This window comes from Streptomyces sp. NPDC041970 (genome assembly GCF_055588985.1).
In genome coordinates this window covers 1-21,075 of record NZ_JBVJCD010000020.1, presented here as the reverse complement: position 1 = coordinate 21,075, position 21,075 = coordinate 1, and the positions used below count along the sequence as shown (strand labels likewise).

General features: G+C 75.0%; 17 protein-coding genes. 10 read left to right on the top strand and 7 right to left on the bottom strand.

The genetic code is table 11. The annotated features are described in order from the left end of the window. Window positions 1-35 precede the first annotated feature (35 nt). Complete coding sequence (locus ACZ6EJ_RS12960) at window positions 36-821, top strand: GntR family transcriptional regulator (RefSeq protein WP_469266829.1); 786 nt, start codon at window positions 36-38, stop codon at window positions 819-821. Between the two features lie 34 nt (window positions 822-855). Here ACZ6EJ_RS12960 and ACZ6EJ_RS12955 read toward each other — a convergent pair whose 3' ends face one another. Continuing rightward, the gene (locus ACZ6EJ_RS12955) at window positions 856-1,638 is read right to left on the bottom strand and encodes a hypothetical protein (RefSeq protein WP_469266827.1); all 783 of its coding nucleotides are present in this window, start codon (window positions 1,636-1,638) and stop codon (window positions 856-858) included. A 173-nt stretch (window positions 1,639-1,811) separates the two neighbouring features. Beyond that, window positions 1,812-3,509: a PucR family transcriptional regulator gene (locus ACZ6EJ_RS12950; protein WP_469266826.1), complete on the bottom strand. Its 1,698-nt coding sequence runs from the start codon at window positions 3,507-3,509 to the stop codon at window positions 1,812-1,814. Between the two features lie 349 nt (window positions 3,510-3,858). Here ACZ6EJ_RS12950 and ACZ6EJ_RS12945 point away from each other — a divergent pair, with 349 nt between their 5' ends. From ACZ6EJ_RS12945 to ACZ6EJ_RS12920, 6 genes are all read left to right on the top strand, one after another. Then, window positions 3,859-4,749: an FAD binding domain-containing protein gene (locus ACZ6EJ_RS12945; protein WP_469266824.1), complete on the top strand. Its 891-nt coding sequence runs from the start codon at window positions 3,859-3,861 to the stop codon at window positions 4,747-4,749. 2 nt (window positions 4,750-4,751) lie between these two features. Further along, a complete protein-coding gene (locus ACZ6EJ_RS12940; protein ID WP_469266921.1) occupies window positions 4,752-5,336 on the top strand; it encodes a (2Fe-2S)-binding protein in 585 nt (194 codons plus the stop codon). After that, window positions 5,333-7,738 carry a xanthine dehydrogenase subunit D gene (pucD, locus tag ACZ6EJ_RS12935; RefSeq protein ID WP_469266822.1) on the top strand — a complete coding sequence of 802 codons (2,406 nt, stop codon included), beginning with the start codon at window positions 5,333-5,335 and terminating at the stop codon, window positions 7,736-7,738. The genes ACZ6EJ_RS12940 and pucD overlap by 4 nt, the downstream gene beginning before the upstream one ends. A 253-nt stretch (window positions 7,739-7,991) precedes the next feature. Next, window positions 7,992-9,449, top strand: a complete 1,458-nt coding sequence (locus tag ACZ6EJ_RS12930) for an NCS2 family permease (RefSeq protein ID WP_469266821.1) — start codon at window positions 7,992-7,994, stop codon at window positions 9,447-9,449. 33 nt (window positions 9,450-9,482) lie between these two features. Next, window positions 9,483-10,625 carry an XdhC family protein gene (locus tag ACZ6EJ_RS12925; protein ID WP_469266820.1) on the top strand — a complete coding sequence of 381 codons (1,143 nt, stop codon included), beginning with the start codon at window positions 9,483-9,485 and terminating at the stop codon, window positions 10,623-10,625. A gap of 29 nt (window positions 10,626-10,654) precedes the next feature. Further along, window positions 10,655-11,326, top strand: a complete 672-nt coding sequence (locus ACZ6EJ_RS12920) for a hypothetical protein (RefSeq protein ID WP_469266818.1) — start codon at window positions 10,655-10,657, stop codon at window positions 11,324-11,326. Window positions 11,327-11,375: 49 nt separating this feature from the next. Here the strand turns inward: ACZ6EJ_RS12920 and ACZ6EJ_RS12915 are convergent, their stop codons facing one another. Both ACZ6EJ_RS12915 and ACZ6EJ_RS12910 read right to left on the bottom strand, forming a co-directional pair. Further along, the gene (locus ACZ6EJ_RS12915; protein ID WP_469266816.1) at window positions 11,376-12,920 is read right to left on the bottom strand and encodes a peptidoglycan-binding protein; all 1,545 of its coding nucleotides are present in this window, start codon (window positions 12,918-12,920) and stop codon (window positions 11,376-11,378) included. Between the two features lie 283 nt (window positions 12,921-13,203). After that, window positions 13,204-13,923, bottom strand: coding sequence for a nitroreductase family protein (locus ACZ6EJ_RS12910; protein WP_469266814.1), 720 nt, complete (start codon window positions 13,921-13,923; stop codon window positions 13,204-13,206). Between the two features lie 255 nt (window positions 13,924-14,178). Between ACZ6EJ_RS12910 and ACZ6EJ_RS12905 the strand changes: the two genes are divergently transcribed. The 3 genes from ACZ6EJ_RS12905 to ACZ6EJ_RS12895 are packed head-to-tail and all read left to right on the top strand — an operon-like array spanning window position 14,179 to window position 16,602. Further along, the gene (locus tag ACZ6EJ_RS12905) at window positions 14,179-14,412 is read left to right on the top strand and encodes an acyl carrier protein (RefSeq protein WP_469266813.1); all 234 of its coding nucleotides are present in this window, start codon (window positions 14,179-14,181) and stop codon (window positions 14,410-14,412) included. Continuing rightward, on the top strand, window positions 14,409-15,671 hold the full coding sequence (locus tag ACZ6EJ_RS12900) for a beta-ketoacyl-[acyl-carrier-protein] synthase family protein (protein WP_469266812.1): 1,263 nt from the start codon (window positions 14,409-14,411) through the stop codon (window positions 15,669-15,671). Before ACZ6EJ_RS12905 ends, ACZ6EJ_RS12900 begins: the two co-directional genes overlap by 4 nt. A gap of 22 nt (window positions 15,672-15,693) precedes the next feature. Beyond that, window positions 15,694-16,602, top strand: a complete 909-nt coding sequence (locus tag ACZ6EJ_RS12895) for an alpha/beta fold hydrolase (RefSeq protein WP_469266810.1) — start codon at window positions 15,694-15,696, stop codon at window positions 16,600-16,602. Here the strand turns inward: ACZ6EJ_RS12895 and ACZ6EJ_RS12890 are convergent. From ACZ6EJ_RS12890 to ACZ6EJ_RS12880, 3 genes are all read right to left on the bottom strand, one after another. Further along, window positions 16,580-18,991 (bottom strand): endonuclease/exonuclease/phosphatase family protein, encoded by a 2,412-nt coding sequence (locus tag ACZ6EJ_RS12890; protein ID WP_469266809.1) that lies wholly within the window; start codon window positions 18,989-18,991, stop codon window positions 16,580-16,582. The genes ACZ6EJ_RS12895 and ACZ6EJ_RS12890 overlap by 23 nt on opposite strands. A gap of 256 nt (window positions 18,992-19,247) precedes the next feature. Next, entirely contained in the window at window positions 19,248-20,342 is a 1,095-nt protein-coding gene (locus tag ACZ6EJ_RS12885; protein ID WP_469266808.1) for a glycoside hydrolase family 5 protein, read from the bottom strand. 187 nt (window positions 20,343-20,529) lie between these two features. Then, complete coding sequence (locus ACZ6EJ_RS12880) at window positions 20,530-20,925, bottom strand: VOC family protein (protein ID WP_469266806.1); 396 nt, start codon at window positions 20,923-20,925, stop codon at window positions 20,530-20,532. Window positions 20,926-21,075: the final 150 nt, after the last annotated feature.

Genomic DNA, 21,075 nt, shown 5'->3' with positions numbered 1-21,075 from the left:
ACGCGAGTCGGCCCGCGGCAGGCGGAGGGGGCCCGGTGGAGCAGGACAGCGCGCGAGAAGGCGCACGTCCGGCGTACGCCCCCGGCGGCTCCCCGCGCGTCCCGGCGCAGGACCGAACGGCCCAGCGGCCGCGCGGCGGCCGCGCGGCCGGCGAGGCGACCGTCCGGGGCGAGCACACCCACGGCGAGCCGTCCCGCACCGTGCGCCGCCACTCCGTCCGGGGCCAAATCCTGGACGCCCTGCGCGCCGCCCTCGTCGACGGCGAGCTGCTGCCGGGCGAGGTCTACTCCGCCCCGGTGCTCGGCGCCCGCTTCGGCGTCTCCGCCACCCCGGTGCGCGAGGCGATGCAGCAGTTGGCCCTGGAGGGCGCCGTCGAGGTCGTGCCGAACCGCGGCTTCCGGGTCAGCGAGCGCGGCCCCGGCGAACTGGCCGAACTGGCCGAGGTGCGCGCCCTGATCGAGGTCCCGGTGATGCTGCGGCTGGCCCGTACGGTCCCGGCGGCCGACTGGAACGGCCTGCGCCCGCTCGCGGACGCCACCGTCGCGGCGGCGGCCCTGGGCGACCGGGCCCGGTACGCCGAGTCCGACCGGGCCTTCCACCGCGCGGTCCTCGCGCTCTCGGGCAACGGGCAACTGGTGGCCGTCGCCGACGAGCTGCACCGGCGCTCCCAGTGGCCGCTGGTCTCCCACCCCGCCGCCGGCCGGGCCGGCCTGCTGGCCGACGCGGCCGAGCACACCGCCCTGCTCGACGCCCTCGTCGCCCAGGACCTCGCCGTCGTCCGGTCCCTCGTCCGCGAGCACTTCGCCGGCGCGGACGGCTGACCCGACGGCCCCCGACCGGGGCCGGGCGGCGTGCTCAGCCCGCCTCGGCGGTGCGCTGGGCCGGCGGGCCGAACCGGGGGGCCAGCCAGGTGGGCACCCCGTCGAGGAGGCGGAACAGCCGCCCCGCCTCCGCGTGCAGCCGGGCCGCCTCCGGCTCCGGCTCCGTCTCCGCGAGGGAGACCAGCGCCGGCGCCGTGCCGACCAGGAAGCCCAGCTCCACCCGGAGCCGCAGCGACTCCGCGAAGCCGTGCCGGGCCTCGGCCCGTTCGCCCTCGCGCAGGGCGAGGGCGGCCAGGTGGCGCCAGGTGGACGACAGCAGCAGCTCGTCGCCCTGGGCGAGCGCCCCGGCGTGCGCCCGGAGGAAGGCGGCGCGCGCGGACTGCGGCGCGTCCGCGATGTTCTGGGCGATCAGTCCGCGCCGGAAGTCCAGCAGCGGCCGCGCCGGCGAGGCGGGGGCCAGCAGCGCGGCCGCCCGGCTCAGCGCCACGCTCGCCTCGTCGGCCCGGTCCCGAGCCGCCAGGAGCGTCGAGGCGTACGCGAGGTGGCCCCGCTCGCACGCGGCCGAGCCCCGCTCGTCGTCGGTGCGGGCCACGGCCTCCGCCGTGCGCAGCGCGTCCTCGGCGTCGGTCCAGCCCCGGCCGGTGTACAGGCACCGCTCGGTCAGTAGGGCGGTGCGCTGGAGGGCCGCGGCCGGGTCGGCCGCCGCGTGCGGCTCCAGGAGGGCGGCGGCGTCCACCCAGCAGGCGCGTGAGCGCAGCCGCCATACCGCTGTCTGGAGCGGCGGATCGTCATCTGCTGTCGTTCCGGAACCAGACATGGCGGTATGCGCCACGTTGCCCTCCCCGAGCGCGCCATTGTGCTGTCGAGTACGCCGCATCTCAGCACGGATGGGCACGCCGGGCCAAGAGGTCCGGACGATGTCAGGTGAAATATTTCACAATCGGCGCCGCCGCCACCGGCGTCCGGGCGGCCCCGGCGCGGGCCCGGAGGTCAGCTCATGCGCAGGGCGAGAAAGAAGTCGAGCTTGTCCTCCAGGCGCGCCAGATCCCGCCCCGTCAACTGCTCGATACGGCCGACGCGGTAGCGCAGCGTGTTGACGTGCAGGTGCAGCCGCGCCGCGCAGCGCGTCCAGGAGCCGTCGCAGTCCAGGAAGGCCTCCAGCGTCTCGATCAGCTCGGCCCGGTGGCGCCGGTCGTAGTCGCGCAGCGGGTCCAGCAGCCGCGCGGTGAAGGCGCGGCGGACGTCGTCCGGGACGAACGGCAGGAGCAGCACGTGCGAGGCCAGCTCGTGGTGGCCGGCCGCGCAGACCCGCCCCGGTCGCGCCGCCGCCACCCGGCGGGCGTGCCGGGCCTCCTCCAGCGCCCCGCGCAGCCCTTCGGCCGAGTGCACGGCCGCGCTGACGCCCAGCGTCAGCCGGCCGTCGTCGGCCAGACCCTGTTCGAGCGGCTCGCGCACGGCCGCCAGCAGCGCGTCGGCGTGCAGCGCGGCCTCCCCGTCGCCCGCCGGGTCCTCGGCCGCGCCCTCCGGCGGCGCGGACAGCGGCACCAGGGCGACGGCCTCCTCCTCCGTGTGGGCGACGGCGATCCGGTCGGTGGAGTCGGGGCCGCCGACCGCCGGGTCGGCGAGGATCTCCTCCAGCAGCGCCTGGGCGACCGGGCCGCCCGCGGCGTCGACGGCGGCCGGGCCGCCCGGCGCGCTCCACTCGACGCGGGCCACCACGACCTGCCACCGCGGGGCCGCCCCGAGGCCCGGCAGCAGGACCGGGGCGGCGACCCGGAGCCGGGCCCCGATCTCGGCCGGGGCGGCGCCCGCCTGGACCAGCTCCAGGACCTCCTGGGCGAGCCTGCGGCGTACGGTACGGGCCGCGTCGCGGCGGTCCCGTTCGACCGCGATCAACTGCGTGACGCCCTGGAGCAGGTCGAGCCGGGCGGCGGGCCAGTCCGAGGCGTCCGCCTCGACGGCCAGCAGCCAGTCGGAGAGCGCCGACTCCCGCACGTCGCCGCCGGCCGGGAGAGTGCCCCGGCCGGTGGAGCGGATGGGGAAGAGGGCGTACGCCGTGCCGGCGACGACCGCCCGGTGCGGGCCCCGCCGGCCCGAACGGGTCGCCGCCAGATGGCGCCCGGCCAGCGCCGCGCCCAGCTCGCCCGACAGCTCGCCCGCCCCGGCGATCCGGCGGCCGGTGGGGGAGAGCACCCAGGCCCGCAGGTCCAGGTCCGAGGTGAGCAGGTCCAGGACGACCTCGGGGCCGCCGCCCGCCGGGCCCGAGGTCATCAACCGGCGGTGCCGCTCCACCACGGCCGCCAGGTCGCCCGCCCGCTCGCCGGAGACCTGTCGCACCACGTGCTCGGTGATCGTCGCGAACGCCACGGTCTCGTGGACGGCGAAGAGGGGGAGGCGGTGGCGGCGGCACGCCTCGACCAGGTCGGCCGGGACGTCGCCCAGCTCCGCCTCGCCCGCCGCGAGACCGGCCACCCCCGCGCCCGCCAGGATGCGGACGAACGGCTCGGAGTCCGCCGCGTCCCGGTGCCACGCCAGGCCCGTCAGCACCAGCTCGCCGCCGGAGAGATAGCGGCTGGGATCGCGCAGGTCCGTCGTCATGACGCCCCGGACCGTCCGGTCCAGCTCGTCCTCGCCGCCGAGCAGCCGCAGGCCCAGCGCGTCGGTCTCCAGCAGTGCGCGCAGCCGCATGTCGTCGCCGTTCTTTCCGTGGGTGAGGGGCAGATGTCCGCGGGCGGGGAAGCGGCCGCACGGGTGAGCAGGTGGATGAAGGAGCACGGGTCGGGGGAGGGGGCATGGGGCCGCGGGTACCGGTGGGAGGGGTGGGACCACCGGTCTCCGCCATTCGTTCGAATCTACAAGACGTGAGCGGAGGCCAGCCAACCGCTTCGGCGTTTCGGTGACTGCACCGGCGGGGGCGCGGCTTGTGTACTGGGTCACACACCGCGTGAACACGACGTGAACGACCCGTACGAGCCGTCGAGGGCCGGCCGTCCCCAGCCCGGCGAACGACCCGATCCGATCGAGAAGAGAGCCGCTCATGGACTTCCTTCGCCCCTCCGGCTGGGAGGAGGCGCTCGCCGCGAAGGCCGAGCACCCCACGGCCGTGCCCATCGCGGGCGGCACCGACGTGATGGTCGAGATCAACTTCGACCACCGGCGGCCCGACTGCCTCCTGGACCTGAACCGCGTCGGCGAGCTGTCCCGGTGGGAGGTGGGCCGGGACAGCGTGCGGCTCGGCGCCTCCGTCCCGTACAGCGCGATCATGGAGCACCTGCGGGCCGAACTGCCCGGCCTGGCGATCGCCTCGCACACCGTCGCCTCCCCGCAGATCCGCAACCGCGGCGGCGTCGGGGGCAACCTCGGCACCGCCTCGCCCGCCGGGGACGCGCACCCGGCGCTGCTCGCCGCGGGCGCCGAGGTCGAGGTCGCGTCGGTGCGCGGCACCCGGCTCATCCCCATCGACGCGTTCTACACCGGCGTCAAGCGCAACGCCCTGGAGCCGGACGAGCTGATCCGCGCCGTCCACGTCCGCAGGGCGGACGGCCCCCAGCAGTACTCCAAGGTCGGCACCCGCAACGCGATGGTCATCGCGGTGTGCGCCTTCGGCCTCGCGCTGCACCCGCGCACCCGCACCGTGCGCACCGGGATCGGCTCGGCCGCCCCGACGCCCGTGCGGGCCGAGGTGGCCGAGGAGTTCCTGAACGCCGCGCTCGACGAGGGCGGGTTCTGGGAGAACGGCAGGATCATCACCCCCTCGATCGCCCGGCAGTTCGCCACCCTCGCCGCGGGCGCCTGCACCCCCATCGACGACGTACGGGGCACCGCGGCGTACCGCCGGCACGCGGTCGGCGTCATGGCCCGCCGGACGCTCGGCTGGGCCTGGGAGCAGTACCGCGGAGCGGGCCGGACACGGGAAGGAGCCGCGTGACCATGCGAGTCGTCTTCACGGTCAACGGACGGCGGCAGGAGGCCGACGACGTGTGGGAGGGCGAGTCCCTCCTGTACGTCCTGCGCGAGCGCATGGGCCTGCCCGGCTCCAAGAACGCCTGCGAACAGGGCGAGTGCGGGTCCTGCACGGTCCGCCTGGACGGCGTCCCGGTCTGCTCGTGCCTGGTCGCCGCCGGCCAGGTCGAGGGCCGCGAGGTCGTCACCGTCGAAGGGCTGGCCGACTACGCCAGGCACCGCGAGGACGCCCGTCCCGGCGGTGGCCGCGCCCCCGGCGCGTGCGGCACCGCGCCGGAGGCCGCCCGCCACTGGCAGGCCAGGCCCGCCGACGGGAGCGCCCCGCTCTCCCCGGTCCAGCAGGCGTTCCTCGACGCGGGAGCCGTCCAGTGCGGCTTCTGCACCCCCGGACTGCTGGTCGCCGCGGACGAACTCCTGGAGAGGAACCCCTCCCCGTCCGACCAGGACGTCCGCGAGGCCCTCTCCGGCAACCTGTGCCGCTGCACCGGCTACGAGAAGATCCTCGACGCGGTCCGCCTCGCCGCCGCCCGCCAGGAGGAGGCCCGGTCATGACGACGTCCCCCGAGGCCACGACCGCACCGGCCGGAACCCCCACCCGGCTCACCCAGGCCTCGCCCGCCGCGGGCGGCATCGGCGAGTCCACGCCGCGCCCGGACGGCGCCCTCAAGGTCACCGGCGAGTTCGCGTACTCCTCCGACATGTGGCACGAGGACATGCTGTGGGGGCAGACGCTGCGCTCCACCGTCGCGCACGCCGAGATCGTGTCCATCGACACCTCCGAGGCCCTGGCCATGGCCGGCGTCCACGCCGTCCTGACCTACGACGACCTGCCCGCCGCGACCAAGAACTACGGCCTGGAGATCCCGGACACCCCGGTCCTCGCCCACGGCAAGGTCCGCCACCACGGCGAGCCGGTCGCCCTCGTCGCCGCCGACCACCCGGAGACCGCGCGCCGCGCCGCCGCCCGCATCAGGGTCGAGTACCGGGAGCTCCCCCTGATCGTCGACGAGGCCACGGCGACCGCCCCGGACGCCGTGCTCGTCCACGAGGACCGCGACGACCACCACCTGGCCCACGTCCCGCACCCCAACATCCTGCACCGCCAGCCGATCGTCCGGGGCGACGCCGACGGGGCCGCGAAGCGCGCCGACGTCGTCGTCCGGGGCGAGTACGTCTTCGGAATGCAGGACCAGGCGTTCCTCGGCCCCGAGTCCGGCCTCGCCGTGCCCTGCGAGGACGGCGGCGTCGAGCTGTACGTCGCCACCCAGTGGCTGCACTCCGACCTCCGGCAGATCGCCCCGGTCCTCGGCCTGCCCGAGGACCGGGTCCGCATGACGCTCTCCGGCGTCGGCGGGGCCTTCGGCGGTCGCGAGGACCTCTCCATGCAGATCCACGCCTGCCTGCTGGCACTCCGCACCGGCAGGCCCGTCAAGATCGTCTACAACCGGTTCGAGTCCTTCTTCGGGCACGTCCACCGCCACCCCGCCAAGCTCTCCTACGAGCACGGCGCGACCAGGGACGGCAGGCTCACCCACGTGAAGTGCCGCATCGTCCTGGACGGCGGCGCGTACGCCTCCGCCTCCCCGGCGGTCGTCGGCAACGCCTCCTCGCTCTCCGTCGGCCCGTACGCCGTCGAGGACGTCGACATCGAGGCCATCGCCCTCTACACCAACAACCCGCCCTGCGGCGCGATGCGCGGCTTCGGCGCGGTCCAGGCGTGCTTCGCCTACGAGGCGCAGATGGACAAGCTCGCCGCCGCGCTCGGCCTAGACCCGGTGGAGTTCCGGCAGCTCAACGCCATGGAGCAGGGCACTTTGCTGCCGACCGGCCAGCCCTGCGACTCGCCGGCCCCGGTCGCCGAGCTGCTGCGCCGGGTCAAGGCCCGGCCGATGCCGCCCGAGCGGCAGTGGTTGGCGCCCGGCGGCGTGGACGTCAGGGCGCTGCCCGGCGGACTCTCCAACACCACCCACGGCGAAGGCGTCGTGCGCGGCGTCGGCTACGCCGTCGGGCTCAAGAACGTCGGCTTCTCCGAGGGCTTCGACGACTACTCCACCGCCCGCGTCCGGCTGGAGGCCGTGGGCGGCGAACCGGTCGTCACCGTGCACACCGCGATGGCCGAGGTCGGCCAGGGCGGCGTCACCGTCCACGCCCAGATCGCCCGCACCGAACTCGGCGTCGGCCAGGTCGCCATCCACCCGGCCGACACGCGGGTCGGCTCCGCCGGATCGACCTCCGCCTCCCGCCAGACGTACGTCACCGGCGGCGCGGTCAAGAACTCCTGCGAAGCCGTACGGGAGAAGGTCCTGGAGATGGGCCGCGCCAAGCTCGGGGCCCGCCACCCGGCCTGGGCCACCGCCGAACTCCGCCTGGAGGGCGGCAAGGTCGTCACCGACGGCGGCGAGGTGCTCGCCGACCTCGCGGAGGTCCTCGGGGACGAGGCGGTCGACGTCGAACTGGAGTGGCGGCACCGGCCCACCGAGGCGTTCGACCCGCACACCGGCCAGGGCAACGGCCACGTCCAGTACTCCTTCGCCGCGCACCGCGCCGTCGTCGAGGTCGACACCGAACTCGGGCTGGTCAAGGTGGTGGAGCTGGCCTGCGCCCAGGACGTCGGCAAGGCCCTCAACCCGCTCTCCGTGGTCGGCCAGATCCAGGGCGGCACCACCCAGGGCCTCGGCATCGCGGTGATGGAGGAGATCATCGTCGACCCGAGGACCGCGAAGGTGCGCAACCCCTCCTTCACGGACTACCTGATCCCCACCATCCTCGACACCCCGGCCATCCCGGTCGACGTGCTCGAACTCGCCGACGTCCACGCCCCGTACGGGCTGCGCGGCGTCGGCGAGGCGCCCACCCTGTCGTCGACCCCGGCCGTCCTCGCGGCGATCCGGGACGCGACCGGGCTGGAGCTCGCCAGGACGCCGGTGCGTCCCGAACACCTCACCGGCGGCTGAGCGCCTCGGGGCGGCGGGCCGAGCCGGGAGCGCACCGCTCCCGCGCCCGCCCCGCCGCCCGCGGACGCCGAGCACCGCACCGCTCGCGGTCCTCCACCCCGCACGGCGCCGCCGCCCGGGCCCCGCGCCCGCGCACCTGCTGCTCCACCCCGTCCCGGCCGTCTCCGGGGCGTACGGCCGACGCGGCCGTCCCAGAACCCGCGGTCAGCAGTCCCCCCGCGGGCGCCCCTGCGAACCTCGGGAGTCAGCCACCATGACCCAGCAGCCGGCCAAACCGGAGAGCGGCGCGCGGAAGGCGGGCCCCGGCTCGCGCCTCCCCGCCAAGAGACCGTGGCTCGACCGGTACTTCCACCTCACCGACCGGGGGACCACCGTGGCCCGCGAGGTGCGCGGCGGCACCACGACCTTCATGGCCATGGCCTACATCCTCCTGCTCAACCCGCTGATCCTCGGCGGCGAGGACGTCGCCGGCGACGTCCTCGCCCGCAGCGGGCTGATCACCGCGACCGCCCTCGCGGCGGCCGCGACCACCCTGCTCATGGGCTTCGTCGGCAAGGCGCCCCTGGCGCTCGCCGCCGGGCTCAGCGTCTCCGGGGTGCTCGCCTCGCAGGTCGCGCCGAACATGACGTGGCCGCAGACCATGGGCATGTGCGTGGTCTACGGAGCGGTGATCTGCCTCCTGGTGGTCACCGGGCTCCGCGAAATGATCATGAACGCGATGCCGCTCGCCCTCAAGCACGGCATCACCATGGGCATCGGACTCTTCATCGCGCTCATCGGCCTCTACAAGGCCGGATTCGTCCAGCAGGGCCGGGCGACCCCGGTCTCCCTCGGCCCGGCCGGCGAACTCACCGGCTGGCCCGTCCTGGTCTTCTGCGTGACGCTCCTGCTCATCTTCATGCTCCAGGCGCGCGGCGTCCCCGGCGCGATCCTGCTCGGCATCGTCGCCGGCACCCTGCTGGCCCTCGCGGTCAACACGATCGCCGACGTGGACGCCGAGGCGTGGAGCAGCGGCCCGCCCGAGCTGCGGGGCGGCGCCGTCTCCGCCCCCGACTTCTCGCTCTTCGGCGACGTCGAGTTCGGCGGCTGGGGCGACATCGGCGTGATGACCGTCGGCGTCATCGTCTTCACCCTGGTGCTGGCCGGCTTCTTCGACGCGATGGCCACCATCATCGGCGTCGGCTCCGAAGCCGGGCTCGCCGACGAGCGGGGCCGGATGCCGGGGCTGTCCAAGGCGCTGTTCATCGACGGGGCCGGCGGCGTCATCGGCGGCGTCGCCTCCGGGTCCGGCCAGACGGTCTTCGTCGAGTCGGCCACCGGGGTCGGCGAGGGGGCCCGCACCGGCCTCGCCTCCGTCGTCACCGGGCTGTTCTTCGCCGCCTGCCTCTTCTTCACCCCGCTCACCGCGATCGTGCCGACCGAGGTGGCCTCCGCCGCCCTCGTCGTCATCGGAGCGATGATGATGCAGAACGCCCGCCACGTGGACTGGGGCGACCGCTCCGTGGCCGTCCCGGTCTTCCTGACCGTGGTCCTGATGCCCTTCACCTACACCATCACCGCCGGTGTCGCCGCGGGCGTCATCTCGTACACGGCCATCAAACTGGCCCAGGGCCGGGCCCGCGAGGTGGGCGCCTTCATGTGGGGGCTGACGGCCGTCTTCGTGGTCTTCTTCGCCCTCAACCCGATCGAGGGCTGGCTGGGCGTCCACTGACGCCCCCGGCCCCTGCACCAGAGGAGGCACGCCATGCTGGACATCGCCGAGGAGCTGCACCGGTGGGTGGCGCGGGGGCGCGACTTCGCCGTCGCCACCGTGGTGGCGGTCGGCGGCAGCGCGCCCCGTCAGCCGGGGGCCGCGCTCGCCGTCGACCGCGACGGCGCGGTCATCGGCTCGGTCTCCGGGGGGTGCGTGGAGGGGGCGGTCTACGAACTGTGCCGCCAGGCCCTCCAGGACGGCAGGTCCGTCCTGGAGAGCTTCGGCTACAGCGACGAGGACGCCTTCGCGGTCGGCCTGACCTGCGGCGGCGTCATCGACATCCTGGTCACGCCGGTACGGGCGGACGACCCCGCCCGCCCGGTGTTCGCCGCCGCGCTCGCGGCCGCCGCCGAGGGGGCGCCGATCGCCCTGGCGCGGGTCACGGACGGGCCGGACGAGCTGCTCGGCTCCCCGCTCCTCGTCCGTCCGGACGGCAGCCGCGAGGGCGGGCTCGGCGGCCATCCGGCGCTCGACGCGGCCGTCGCCGCCGAGGCCCGCGCGCTGCTGGACGCCGGCCGCACCGGGCCGCTCGCCATCGGCGCGGAGGGCTCCCGCTGCGGCCGGCCCCTCACGCTCCTCGTCGAGTCCGGCGTGGAACCGCCCCGCATGATCGTGTTCGGCGCCATCGACTTCGCCGCCGCCCTGGTGCGGGCGGGGAAGTTCCTCGGCTACCGGGTCACCGTCTGCGACGCCCGACCGGTCTTCGCCACCGCGGCGCGCTTCCCGGAGGCCGACGAGGTCGTCGTCGCCTGGCCCCACCGCTACCTGGCCCGCACCGCCACCGACGCGCGCACCGTGCTCTGCGTCCTCACCCACGACGTCAAGTTCGACGTGCCGCTGCTGGAGGCCGCCCTGCGCCTCCCGGTCGCCTACGTCGGCGCGATGGGGTCGCGCCGCACCCACCTGGAGCGCCACGAGCGCCTGCGCGAGGCCGGCGTCTCCGAAGGCGAACTGGCCCGGCTGCGCTCGCCGATCGGCCTCGACCTCGGAGCCCGTACGCCCGAGGAGACGGCCCTGTCCATCGCGGCCGAGATCGTCGCAGTCCGGCGCGGCGGCAGCGGCGTGCCGCTCACCGGGGCGCACACCCCCATCCACCACGACGGCGGCCCCCGGCCGGTCGCCTCGCCGGCCTGAGCTTCTGGCCGGTGCGGTTGGATGGGCCCATGAGCGTTCACGACGTGGCCCGCGGGCTGCCGGGCATATCCGCCCTCGCCGACCTCTGCCGTTCCCTGGCGATGCTCGACGCCGTCCTCTGCCCGGAGTGGGACCACCGCTGGCACGGCTTCGACGCCCGCTGGTCGCCGACCGAGTCGCTGGCCTCGATGCGCGACGGGGCGGGCGGGGAGTACTCCGTGGTCTTCTCCGCCGCCGGGGCGTACGCCCGCGGCTTCGACCACGAGTCCCCGATGAGCCCGTACGGGGACGACGCCCCCTGGCCCGGCGTGCTCGACGAGGTGCCCGCCGTCTTCCGCCGGTACGTGGACGAGCCCGCGTTCACCGACGACGCCGGCCTGCCCGCGGTCACCGCCTGCCTCTGGCGCGAGAGCGGCGACGACCGCTGGCGGGCGGGCGCCGTCGCGTTCCCGGAGGAGGGGGAGGACTGCGACGGCGCCGACTGGCTCTTCCAGCTCCTCGTCGCCAACACCCCCGAGTCCTACCGGGAGTGGGCCGAGGACTGCTTCGAGCTCCCCGTCGACCTCGACGCCGTGCGCCACGTCTACGCGCTGCGCCCGCTCACCCGCGAGGTGGTCGCCGCGCTCGCCCCCCAGCGGGAACTCGCCGACCTGGCGCAGGACGCCGAGGAGATCGGCTACCCGGTCGGCGCGGTGGAGTGAGGGGCGCGCCCCGGCGCGCACCCCCGCCGCACCCCGCCGCGCCCCCGACTCAGCGGCCGGTCTGCAGCGCCGCCCAGGTGGCCGGGCCCACCGCGCCGTCGACCGTGAGCCCGCGGCTGCCCTGGTAGTCGCGCACCGCCGTCTGCGTGGCCGGGCCGAAGCTGCCGTCCACGTCCACGGCGGCGCCCAGCGCCGCGGTCAGGGCCCGCTGGAGCCGCTTCACCGCGTCGCCCGTGCCGCCGCGCGCCAGGGCCGGGGTCGTGCCGGCGGACAGCAGCGCCGTCCAGGTCCTGCGGCCGACCGTGCCGTCCGGGTCGAGCGCGCGGGCCCGCTGGAAGGACAGCACGGCGCTCTGCGTGGCGGGCCCGAAGCTGCCGTCCTCCGCCCCCGCCGCGTACCCCTGGTCGTTGAGCAGCCGTTGGACCGCCCGCACCTGCGGGCCCGAGGAGCCGGAGCGCTGGGTGGTGTACACGGGGAAGGTCAGCCCGTCGCCCCCGCCGGCCGTCCCGCCGACCAGCTCCATGTAGCGGTTCCAGTCCCAGTTCGGGCCCGGATCGGTGTGGTCGTTGCCGGGGACCTCGCTGTGGCCGACGATGTGCGCCCGGTCCTTGGGGATGCCGTACTTCGCGCAGAGGTGGGCGGTCAGCGCGGCGGAGGAGCGGTACATCGCGTCGGTGAACCAGGCCGGGTTGTCGACGAACCCCTCGTGCTCGATCCCGAACGACGAGGCGTTGGCGCTGCGGGCGTGGTAGGCGGTGTCCTTCTCCCGTACCGACTGGGTGATCTCGCCGTCCGACGAGCGGAGCGTGTAGTGCGCGCTGACCTGGGACGCCGGGTTCTGGAACCAACTGATGGAACCGGCGTACGAGCCCTGCGTGACATGGACGACCACCTTGTCGACGGCCGCCGTGCGGCCGGCGGCGAAGTTCCCGGCGGCGGCCGGCATCCAGCGCGCCGTGGGGTGGTCGGGGCTCTGGACGGCCGAGGCCGCCGACGCGCCCCTGTCCGGGTCGACCGGGCGGGAGGGCACGCGCACCTCCTCGCCGCCGGGCGCCCGCGCGGCGACGCCCTCGGCGAGGAACGTGTACACCGCGTCCGCGTAGAGCGCCGCGACCGGCCCCTTCGCCGCGCTGTAGCGGGCCACCGCCGGGTACCAGGCGTCCACGTCGCGGCGCTCGGGGCCGTCCAGGCCCAGGGCGTCGGCGTGGTCGCGCAGGACGGCCGCGCCGCCGAGGATGTTGGCCGCCGTGTCCCGGCGCAGCCGTGCCGTGCTCGCGCCGGTCAGCTCGGCGGCCTTCTCCAGGGAGTGGTTGGCGGGGTTGCTCGCCAGGTGCATCACGCCGTAGCCGTTGGCCTGGCTCGGGGTGCCCTCGTGGCCGTCCAGGCGGCTCTCGCCGTAGCCGACGGCGGCCAGCAGGTCGCGCGGCACGCCGTAGGCGCGGGCCGCTTCGGCGAAGGCGCGGTTCACCGGGCCGGCCGCGACCGGCTCCGGGGCGGCGACGGCGGGGGACCCGGTCGCGAGGAGGGCCGAGGCGGTGAGGACGGCGAGGGCCGATGCGCGGGCCCTGGCGCGGGCCGCGGGGCGGTGGGGCATGGGTGCTCCTGCTCTGCGGCGGACCGCCGACATCCGCGGGAGCGGGCGCAGGGGGTGTCCGCGGGGGCCGCGAGGAAGGGGTGGGGCCTTCGGGCCCGGACGGGCCGAAGGGGGGTCGAACGCGCCGTCAGGCTATCGATATGGTTTGTGCATGACAACGCGATGACGAGCCTTGGGCGGTGGCAACGGCCGGTTGCCGACGCTGAGTTGCGCGATACGTTGGTCCTGTCGGGTGAGGGCGGGCGTCACCCGACAGGGGCCGGTGCTCCGGTTGACGCGGCCGCTACCAGCGGTCGCGGTGGACGACCTCCGCCACCGGCCTGCGCCGGACCGGCCCGAAGTTGCCCTGCGGCCACCCCACCGGGATCGCCGCGAACGTGGCCATCTCCTCGGGGATGCCCAGCTCCCGCTTCCACTCCGGCTCCAGCATCAGGTGCCAGATGGTGATGTTCGCCGCGAGCCCGAGACCCCGTGCCGCGAGCAGGAGGTTCTGGACCCCCGGATAGACGCAGGAGCCCTCCGCCAGCGCCTGGAAGCGCGTCTGCGTCCGCGCCATGTGCCGCGTGCCCGCCGGACCGAGCGCCCGCGCGAAGGCGGCCGGCCCCTCCTCGTCCGGCCGGGGCTCGGGGAAGCGGTAGCACGGCAGGATCAGCACCGGCGTGTCGGCGAAGTGGTCGCGCTGGTACGTGATCGCCGCGACCATCCGGCCGTACGCCGCCTCGTCCATGCCCTTCGGCGGGTACTTCCCGGTCGTCGCCAGATACGCGTCCACGCACCGTCTCCACAGCGGGGCGAGCCGCGCCATCACCTCGCGGTCCGTCACCACGACGTACTCGTAGGCCTGCATGTTGCCGCCGCTGGGGCCCCAGACGGCGGCCTGGACCAACCGCTCGACCATCTCCTCGGGCACCGGGTCCGGCTTGAGCCGGCGCATGGCGCGCATCGTGGACATGGTGGCGAACAGGGCGGGGTCGCCGGGGGACGCGGGAGTCTTCGTGTTCATGAGCGCGGATCCTACGGTCGGGACCGGCGCGCCAGAAGGGCCGCGGCGGGCCGGTCCGGTGCGGGCCCGCCCCCGCTTCCGGCACCGGGGATTCGTACACCTGCGCAGCCCTCCCGCCGCACGGGGGAACGGAAGCCGGGAGCCCGCCCGCGAAGGCGTATAAAGGGTTGCTCCGGAGCAGCCGGCGTCCCCCGATGGCCCCCCGATCTCCCGCACGCGGCAGGCGTCACCGCGTCACCGAGCCCAGGAGCGCCAATGAGCACGTCGGAAGAGATCAGCGCCCTGCTGGTAGCGAAGTTCGGAACCGACCCCGAGGCCCTGCGGCCCGACGTTCCGCTCCACCGGCTGCGGTTGGACTCCCTCGCGTTGGAGGAGCTGCGGCTGCTCATCGAGGACCGGCTGGACGTGGACCTGGAGGACATCGCGCTCACCTCGCGCGACACCCTCGGCCGCCTGGTCGAGGCCGTGCACGCCAAGGCCGCCGCGTGAGCGCCCCCGCCCGGCCCTACCGCCGCCCGGTGCTCGCCCCCTTCACCGCGGCCGTCACCGGGCTGGGGCTGGTCACCTCCGCCGGCACGGGCACGGACGCCACCTGGCGCGACGTCACCGAGGGGCTCGTCCCCTCCGTTGGCCCCCGGCCCGAACTGGCCGACCTGCCCTGCGACTTCTTCTACTCCGTCACCGACTGCGACCCGCAGGCCCTCCTCGGCGTGGCCGCCCAGCGGCTGATGGACCGCTTCGCCCAACTCGCCGTCATCGCCGCCCGCGAGGCCGTCGCGGACGCCGGGCTCGACCCGTCCGTCTGGGACAGCGGCCGGGTCGGCGTCGTCATCGGCTCCGCCCACGGCGGACTGCCCTTCTACGACGAGCAGTCCGCCGCCCTCGCGGGACGCGGCCCGCGCCGGGTCTCCCCGAAGCTCGCCCCGCTCAGCGTCGTCAACGGCGCGGCCAGCAGCGTCAGTCTGGACCTCGGCGTCCACGGCCCCAGCCAGGCCGTCTCCACCGCCTGCTCCTCCGGCACCGTCGCCATCGGCACCGCGCACCAGATGCTGCGCTCCGGGGCCTGCGACATCGTCATCGCGGGCGGCGCCGAATCCACCTGCACCCGCCTCCTGATCGCCAGCGCCTGCCGCCTCAAGGCCGTCTCCACCCGCCGCGAGGACCCCGAGGCGGCCTGCCGCCCCTTCGACACCCACCGCGACGGCTTCGTCGTCGGCGAGGGCGCGGGTCTGCTGGTCCTGGAGCACCCGGAGCACGCCCGCGCCCGCGGCGCCGCCGTCCGCGCCCACGTCAGCGGGTACGGGGCCTCCAGCGACGCCCTCTCCGCCGTCGCGCCGGACCCCGACGGCCTCGGGATCGAGCGCGCCCTGCGCACCGCCCTCGCCGACGCCGGCCTCGCCCCGGCCGACGTCGGGCACGTCAACGCCCACGGCACCTCCACCCTCTCCAACGACCTGATCGAGGCGGCCATGCTCCACCGGGTCCTGGGCGAGGGGCCGCTGGTGACCTCCACCAAGGCGATGACCGGGCACACCCTCGGAGCGGCCGGCGGCATCGAGACCGCGCTCACCGTCCTCGCCCTGCAGCACCAGCGCGTCCCGCCCACCGTCAACCTGGACGCGCCCGATCCGCGCATCCCGATCGAGGTGGTGGCCAAGGAGGCCCGCGACGCCTCCTTCGACTGCGCCGTCAAGACGTCGCTCGGCTTCGGCGGCCACAACGCGGCGCTCGTCCTCACCAGGGCCTGACCGGAAGGGAACGCGAGAGCACATGTCCGAGGAGATCATCCGGACGCTGTCGGTGGACGGGGTGCGCTTCGGCTACCGCGTCCTGCCGCGCTCCGCGCCCGGCGGCGCCCCGGCCACCGAACCCGCCCTCGTCCTGGGAGGCGCGCTCCAGGGGATGTTCGGCTGGCCCCAGATGGACGACCACCTGGGGCCGCACGCCGACGTGGTCACCGCCGACCTGCCCGGCATGGGCAGCGCCGACCCGCTCCCGCCCGGCCCCGGCGCGGACCTCCTGCGCCGGGCCGTCCTGCGTATCGCGGACGACCTCGGCGCGCCGCGGCTGAACGTCTTCGGCTTCTCCTACGGCACCGCCATCGCCTTCGGGTTCGCCCGCCGCCACCCCGACCGGGTGGCGCGCCTGGCCCTGGGCGGCGTCCCGGTCCACATCGGCGCCGCGCAGGCCGCCGCCTGGGAGCGGGCCCGCGCGCTGCTGGCGGCCGGGGACCGCGAGGGGTTCGCCGCGCTCGCCACCGACGCGCTGATGTGCCTGGACCCCGAACGAGCGGTCTACCGGCGGGAGTTGGCGCGGCGGTACGTCCGGCGCTCCTTCCTGCACGCGCTCGCCCGCTCGCCGCACGCGGTCGACTCGCTGGAGCGGGCGCTCGCGGACCGGCCCGACTTCTCCGGCGGTCTGCGCGGCGTACCGGCGCTGGTCTTCGCCGGGGAACACGACACGGTCTCGTCGCCCGAGCGGCAGCGGGAGTTCGCCGCGACCATCGAGGGCAGCCGGTTCCTCACGCTCGGGGAGTCCGACCACTGGGTCGTGCTGGAGCGGGCCGACGACGTGGCGGCGCTGGTGGCCGGGTTCTTCACGGGGGCGGAGCCCGGCGCGGTCGTGCTGCCGCGCCAGGCATCCGCCCCCTCGGACGTCAGTGCCCGGGAGGGCCGTTGAGCTTCACGCGGACGAGCTGCGGGTCGTGGTCGCTCGCCTGGTCGGCGAACTCCGCGTTGATGTGCACCACGTCGTAGTCGATCCGCTGGATGCCGGGGCTCGTCAGGATGTGGTCCAGCGTCTGCGAGTTGCCGTCGAAGACGTAGCTGTACCGCTCGGAGGCGGGCAGCGTCTCGATCAGCGGGTTGAGGACGCCGCCGTCGGTCAGCGTCCGCATCGTCGGGGAGAACGCGAAGTCGTTGAGGTCGCCGAGGGTGATGACCCGAGCCGACTCGTCCGCCTTCAGCAGGGAGGTGACGAAGGTGTTGACCTCGGCCGCCTGCCGCACCCGCTGCTGCTCCGAGGAGCGCGCGGGCTCCTGGTACCGGCCGTGCAGCGACTGGTCGCCGCCCTTGGACGCGAAGTGGTTGCCGATGACGAAGACCGGCCGGCCGCGGAAGACGAACTCGCCCACCAGCGGCTTGCGGCTGTTGGCCCACGCCGGGCTCGCCGGATCGATCCGGGCGGGGGAGGCGGAGAGGCGCACGCCCTTCCAGGTCTCCACGGCCTTCACCGGCGTGGTGGCGTCGCCGCCCGAGCGGTCGGTGAAGGAGACCCGCTGCGGGTTGAAGAGGAAGACGTTGCGGATGTTGCCGCCGGGCTCGCCGCCGTCCTTGTTGTTCTCCGGCGCGACGTAGCGCCAGGCGTAGCGCGGGCCGCCCGCCGCCGCGATCGCGTCGGTGAACCGCTTCAGCGTCGCCTCCGAGCCCACCGTGCCGTCGTTCACCGCGCCGTTGTCGTCCTGGATCTCCTCCAGCGAGACGATGTCGGGCGAGGCCAGGTTGACCGCGACGCCCTCGGCCAGGGTGTCGAACTTGGCCTGCTCGTCGCGCGCGTCCAGGTTCTCCACGTTGTACGTGGCGACGGCCAACTCGTTCGGCTTCTGCCGGCGGGTGACCTCGCGCCGCAGCCCGTTGTCGGTGATCGTCCCCAGCTCGGTGGCCTGGAGGTTGTAGCCGCCGTACGAGGCGTAGTCGAGCACCCCGGTGGTGCTGCCCGCGAGCACGTCCCCGACGTTCGCCGCCGGCACCGGACGCGCCGGGTCCAGCGACATCACCTTGAGCCGACCGGTGTTCTGGTCCTCGTAGGAGGCGTAGAGCGTGCCGCCGCGCGGGGTCGGGTTCTCGCCGGGCTTGACCGTCACCCAGACCTCGTCGTACGCGGTCGTCGCCCCGGTCACGCGGGTGTCGGCGATCCGGACCCGCGAGCCCTCCAGCGCCTCGTACAGGTCCAGGGCGTAGACCGAGGGCTCCAGGGGCAGCGCCTCGATCGATCCGCCGCCCGCCGAGGGCACGTAGCCGGCCGGGACCGAGCGGGCGTCCAGGACGACCGGGGCGGGCAGCGCGTTGCCGGAGGAGAGCACCGTGGTGCGGGGCGCGCTGATCTGGGTGACCGACTGGGCGCCGGCGCTCGGGTAGTACTCGGCGACCTTCCCGCTCACCAGGACCGCGTCCCCGACCGCCACGGCCGGGGCGCTCGCGCCGGTGTGGACGAACAGGCCCTCGCCGGTGCGCGGGTCGCCGTCGGGCGCGGTGTCCTGGAACCAGAAGCCGCGCGAGCCGGCGGTGCGCACGCCGGTGACGACGCCGGGGACCCCGGTGACCGTCGTGCCGGCGAGCGGGGAGAGGCGGGTGGCGCCCTGGATGTCGTGGATCCGGACGGGGCCGGGCTCGGTCGGGCCGGGCTCCTCCGGCCCCTGGCCGCCCCCGGACGTCTCGCCGGCCGCGTTGACCGGGGTCGGGGCGGAGGCGGAGAGGTCGGCGGCGTTGTCGTCGGTGTCGGCGAGCGAGGCCGACCGGGAGACGGAGGCGGTGGCGGAGGCGCCGGGGACCGGTCCGCCGCCCTCGCGGACGACCGCGGAGCCGTAGCCGACCAGGTCGACGATCCGGGCGTCCGCGGCGCAGGCCGCCGCCGTCCGGCAGGTCAGGGGCGCCGTCCCGGTGACCAGGGCGACCGTCCCGCTGCCCGCCGCCATCGCGATCGTGCCGGTGGCGTCGGCGGTGGGCAGGGCCACGGTCCCGCCGGCGCCCGCGGCCTGGGCGACCAGGTAGCGGCCGCCGGGCGCGATCCTGCCGGACAGCGGGGAGACCTGCCAGAGCGAACCGGCCGACGGGGCGCCCGGCAGGTACTGGACGCTGAGGCCGCCCACGTCGTAGGACGCGGAGCCGGCGTTGGCCAGCTCGACGAAGTCGCGGCTCAACCGCGCGCCCGTGTTGCCGCCGCCGCCGTACACCTCGGAGATCACGGCGGTGGCGGACGGGGTCGCCTGGGCGGCCGGCAGTGCGGTCACGGCGAGGGTGACGGCGACGGCGCCGGTCAGCAGGACGGAACCGGATCTGAGTATCTGCACGGGTGGTGCCCCCAACTGAGTAGTGAGGGCAAAAACTATGCGCGTAGAACACGGCGTGACAAGCCATCATCGGTTAATTCCCGGCATCGTCCGGGTGGAGAGCGGGCGACCGCGCCCCGCGGAGGCGGAACGCCCCCGACCCGGAGGCCGGGAGCGTCCCGCCCGGCGCCGGCCGCCCGCAGGGGGCCGGCCGCCCGCCGACCGCGCTCACCGGTGCGTCACCGCACCGCCGTACCGCCCGTCCGGGCGGTGCGGGTCACTGGCGGATGCGGTCGCGGATCCAGACCCCGGCCTCCTTCAGGACGCCGGTGCCGGCCCAGTTGCTCCCGCTACAGGTGCCGGTCTTGAAGACGGCGCCGGAGCGGTGGTCGTCGGAGTAGTTCCAGTTCGTCCAGGAGATCTTCTTGCGCTTCATCAGGTCGAGGTAGCGCTGCGACATGGTGAAGTCGTTGGCGCCCTCGCCGGCGTAGTTCTGCGTCCCGAACTCGGTCACGAAGACGGGCAGCTTGTCGGAGGCCCGGTCGAGGGTGGCGAGGTACTCCTCGCGGTGCGAGGCCGCGTAGAAGTGGAAGGTGTACATGATGTTCGAGGCGCGCACCGGGTTGTTCACGACCTCCTTCTCGTCGGAGCCCTCCGAGACGCCGAAGGAGGACCAGGCGCGCGTGCCGACCAGCACGACCGCGTCGGAGTCCTGGGCCCGGATCACCGGGATGATCTTCTCGGCGTACGACTTGACCGCCGACCAGCTCACGCCCGAGGGCTCGTTGGCGATCTCGTAGAGGACGCCGGGGTGGTCCTTGTACTTCTTGGCCATCGCGGTGAAGAAGGTCTTCGCCCGCGACAGGTTGGCGTTCGGGTCGCCCGGGTCGAGCATGTGCCAGTCGATGACGGCGTACATGCCGCGGGCGTGCGCCGCGTCCACGAACTTCTGCGCGCGGGCCGTGAACCCGGCCGGGTCGGTCTCGTAGCCGCCCTCCTGGACGTAGGTGGAGACGCGCAGGACGTCGGCGCGCCAGTCCGTGGCCAGGGCGTCGAGCGAGCCGTTGGTGACGCACTGGGCGTACCACTGGGTGCCGTGCGTGCTCATCCCGTTGAGGGCGACCGCCTGGCCGGAGGAGTTGCAGAGCTGGCGGCCGCAGACGGAGAGCTGTCCGTTGGCGGCGAGCGGGGTGGCGGCAGCGGCGGTGGGAGCGCCGGGGGAGGCGGGGGCCGGAACGGCTCCCGCCCGGACGGGAGCCATGAGCGCGGTGGCGACACCGAGCGCGGACGCGGCGAGCAGGGCCTTGCGGGCGAGCCGGCGGCGACCGGTCGCGGAGGTGGGCTCGGCGGGGGGAGTGGTGCGCTGGTGCATGGTGGTGCTCCCTTCGGAGGGGTGGGGAAGCGCCATGTCGGCAGCACTGAAAGTAAAGGTTCCTTCCAATTGACGTCAACAGTGTTGGGAAACTTTCCTGTTTATCAACTCGCCCGGCGTAAGGGCCTGTTGGGGCACAGTCCCCTCCGCCGGGCGCGCACCGCCCCCCGGGGCGCCGATCCCCGGTTCAGCCCGCCGGAAGCGGGGCCACCGCCAGCGAGAAGGAGTGGCCCGCCGGGTCGGAGTACACCCGGACGTCCCGCGGGCCGCTGTTGCTCTCGCCGGTGTCCACGGGCCGGGCGCCGAGCGAGATCGCCTCCCGCTCGGCCTCGTCGATGTCGTCCCGTCCCACCAGGATGCGCAGATGGGCCTGTTGGGAGTCCTCCGGACGGGGCCAGCTCGGCGGCGCGTAGCCGTGGTCGCGGCGGATCGCCAGGTGCACGCCGGCGTTGCCGACGATCTCGACGAAATCGGGGTCGTCGCCTATCCGGGTCTCCCCGGCCAGCAGACCGGCGTAGAACTCGGCCAGCTCCAGCGGTTCGGCGCAGTCCAGAACGAGGACGCTCGTCTTCTCCACAGTCATGGGGGAACGGATACCCACCGCGGGGCCGGCCACGCGGGACCGGGCGCGGGGGGGGGGGGGGGGGGGGGGGGGGGGGGGGTGGGGGGAGGGGGAAGAGGGGGGGGGGGGGGGGGGGGGGGGGGGGAGAGGACGAGGGGGGGGGAAAGGAAA